Annotated in this window: 2 rRNA genes; both read right to left on the bottom strand. The window is 54.5% G+C overall.

Annotated elements, in window-relative coordinates:
* A 5S ribosomal RNA gene (rrf, locus tag ABEA12_RS15225) occupies positions 1 to 116 on the bottom strand; the annotation flags it as partial.
* A gap of 186 nt (positions 117 to 302) precedes the next feature.
* Positions 303 to 3267 (bottom strand): 23S ribosomal RNA (locus ABEA12_RS15220); the annotation flags it as partial.

Raw genomic sequence — 3267 nt, 5'->3', positions numbered from 1 at the left:
TCCGGCGGTGACCTACTCTCCCACACCCTCCCGAGTGCAGTACCATCGGCGCAGTGGGTCTTAGCTTCCGGGTTCGGTATGGGACCGGGCGTTTCCCCCACGCTATGACCGCCGTAACTCTAGTACCCTCCACACCCAAACCTGAAAACCAGGCAAAGGGGTATGAATGGTGAATCTATGGGTCACGACCATAATAACTATGGTTCATCTTTGATTGTATCCCGTAAAAAACAACATAGGTTTGTTGTTTCGGGACCGTATAGTGGACGCAGCATACTTGCCAACACCAAGTGTTGGTGTTTGTGGTTTAAGTTATCGGCCTATTAGTACAGGTCAGCTTCACGAGTCTTTAGTCCTCGCTTCCACATCCTGCCTATCAACCCAGTGGTCTGGCTGGGGGCCTCTCACACTCAAAAGTGTATGGAAATCTCATCTCGAAGTGGGCTTCCCGCTTAGATGCTTTCAGCGGTTATCCCTTCCGAACGTAGCTAATCAGCGGTGCACTTGGCAGTACAACTGACACACCAGAGGTTCGTCCGTCCCGGTCCTCTCGTACTAAGGACAGCTCTTCTCAAATTTCCTGCGCGCGCAGCGGATAGGGACCGAACTGTCTCACGACGTTCTAAACCCAGCTCGCGTACCGCTTTAATGGGCGAACAGCCCAACCCTTGGGACCTACTCCAGCCCCAGGATGCGACGAGCCGACATCGAGGTGCCAAACCATGCCGTCGATATGGACTCTTGGGCAAGATCAGCCTGTTATCCCCGAGGTACCTTTTATCCGTTGAGCGACGGCCGTTCCACAACGTGCCGCCGGATCACTAGTCCCGACTTTCGTCCCTGCTCGAGCTGTCGCTCTCACAGTCAAGCTCCCTTGTGCACTTACACTCGACACCTGATTGCCAACCAGGCTGAGGGAACCTTTGGGCGCCTCCGTTACTCTTTAGGAGGCAACCGCCCCAGTTAAACTACCCATCAGGCACTGTCCCTGACCCAGATCATGGGCCGAAGTTAGGTGACCGGTACAGCCAGAGTGGTATTTCAACGATGACTCCACCCGAACTAGCGTCCGAGCTTCAACGTCTCCCACCTATCCTACACAAGCTGCACCGAACACCAATACCAAACTATAGTAAAGGTCTCGGGGTCTTTCCGTCCTGCTGCGCGTAACGAGCATCTTTACTCGTAATGCAATTTCGCCGAGTTCATGGTTGAGACAGCGGGGAAGTCGTTACTCCATTCGTGCAGGTCGGAACTTACCCGACAAGGAATTTCGCTACCTTAGGATGGTTATAGTTACCACCGCCGTTTACTGGGGCTTAAATTCTCAGCTTCGCTCCGAAGAACTAACCGGTCCTCTTAACCTTCCAGCACCGGGCAGGAGTCAGTCCGTATACATCGTCTTGCGACTTCGCACGGACCTGTGTTTTTAGTAAACAGTCGCTTCCCCCTGGTCTCTGCGGCCCACACCCGCTCACACCAGCAAGTGGTGTTCACGAGGCAGGCCCCCCTTCTCCCGAAGTTACGGGGGCATTTTGCCGAGTTCCTTAACCATGATTCTCTCGATCGCCTTAGTATTCTCTACCTGATCACCTGTGTCGGTTTGGGGTACGGGCGGCTAAAACCTCACGTCGATGCTTTTCTTGGCAGCATAGGATCACCGAATCACCCCCCAAAAGGGGCGCCTATCGGGTCTCAGGCTATATGAGTCACGGATTTGCCTATGACTCGCCCTACATCCTTGGACCAGGTCAATTCCATTGCCTGGCTCGGCTACCTTCCTGCGTCACACCTGTTAATACGTTTACCTCCCTGGTTCGGGTCCCACGCCTCACACCCGATACAAGACCCGAAGGCCTCATGATGGGTGGTTGGGGTGGTTAGCATCACCAGTTCAATATGGACGGTTTTTTGCCGGTACGGGAATATCAACCCGTTGTCCATCGACTACGCCTGTCGGCCTCGCCTTAGGTCCCGACTTACCCAGGGCAGATTAGCTTGACCCTGGAACCCTTGATCATTCGGCGGACGGGTTTCTCACCCGTCATTCGCTACTCATGCCTGCATTCTCACTCGTGTGGTCTCCACCGCTGGTTTACACCGCGACTTCACTGCCCACACGACGCTCCCCTACCCATCCACACGGCTGGACCACGAAGGCCTGCCAAATATATGAATGACGCAACTTCGGCGGTGTGCTTGAGCCCCGCTACATTGTCGGCGCGGAATCACTTGACCAGTGAGCTATTACGCACTCTTTCAAGGATGGCTGCTTCTAAGCCAACCTCCTGGTTGTCTTCGCAACTCCACATCCTTTTCCACTTAGCACACGCTTAGGGGCCTTAGTTGGCGTTCTGGGCTGTTTCCCTCTCGACTATGAAGCTTATCCCCCACAGTCTCACTGCTGCGCTCTCACTTACCGGCATTCGGAGTTTGGCTGACGTCAGTAACCTTGTAGGGCCCATTAGCCATCCAGTAGCTCTACCTCCGGTAAGAAACACGCAACGCTGCACCTAAATGCATTTCGGGGAGAACCAGCTATCACGAAGTTTGATTGGCCTTTCACCCCTACCCACAGCTCATCCCCTCCATTTTCAACTGAAGTGGGTTCGGTCCTCCACGCGCTCTTACACGCGCTTCAACCTGGCCATGGGTAGATCACTTCGCTTCGGGTCTAGATCACGCCACTAACTCGCCCTATTCAGACTCGCTTTCGCTACGGCTTCCCCACACGGGTTAACCTCGCGACGTAACACTAACTCGCAGGCTCATTCTTCAAAAGGCACGCTGTCACCCCAACAAGGAGGCTCCAACGGATTGTAAGCGCACGGTTTCAGGTACTATTTCACTCCCCTCCCGGGGTACTTTTCACCATTCCCTCACGGTACTTATCCGCTATCGGTCATTGGGTAGTATTTAGGCTTACCAGGTGGTCCTGGCAGATTCAAACGGGATTTCTCGGGCCCCGTCCTACTTGGGATACTTCCACAAAGCGGCGGAACGCATTAGCACTACGGGACTCTCACCCTCTACGGTCCGGCATTCAAACCGATTCGCCTATACGCCCGCACCTCACTTCACCAGTCCGGCAGAACTGATACGGAAAGTCCCACAACCCCGACCATGCAACGCCCGCCGGCTATCACACATGGCTCGGTTTAGCCCCATCCGCGTTCGCTCGCCACTACTAACGGAATCACTATTGTTTTCTCTTCCTGCGGGTACTGAGATGTTTCACTTCCCCGCGTTCCCTCCACGCAGCCTATG

The organism is Paeniglutamicibacter antarcticus, assembly GCF_039544305.1.
Classification (GTDB): Bacteria; Actinomycetota; Actinomycetes; order Actinomycetales; family Micrococcaceae; genus Paeniglutamicibacter; species Paeniglutamicibacter antarcticus_C.
This window is presented reverse-complemented; position numbering and strand designations above follow the sequence as displayed.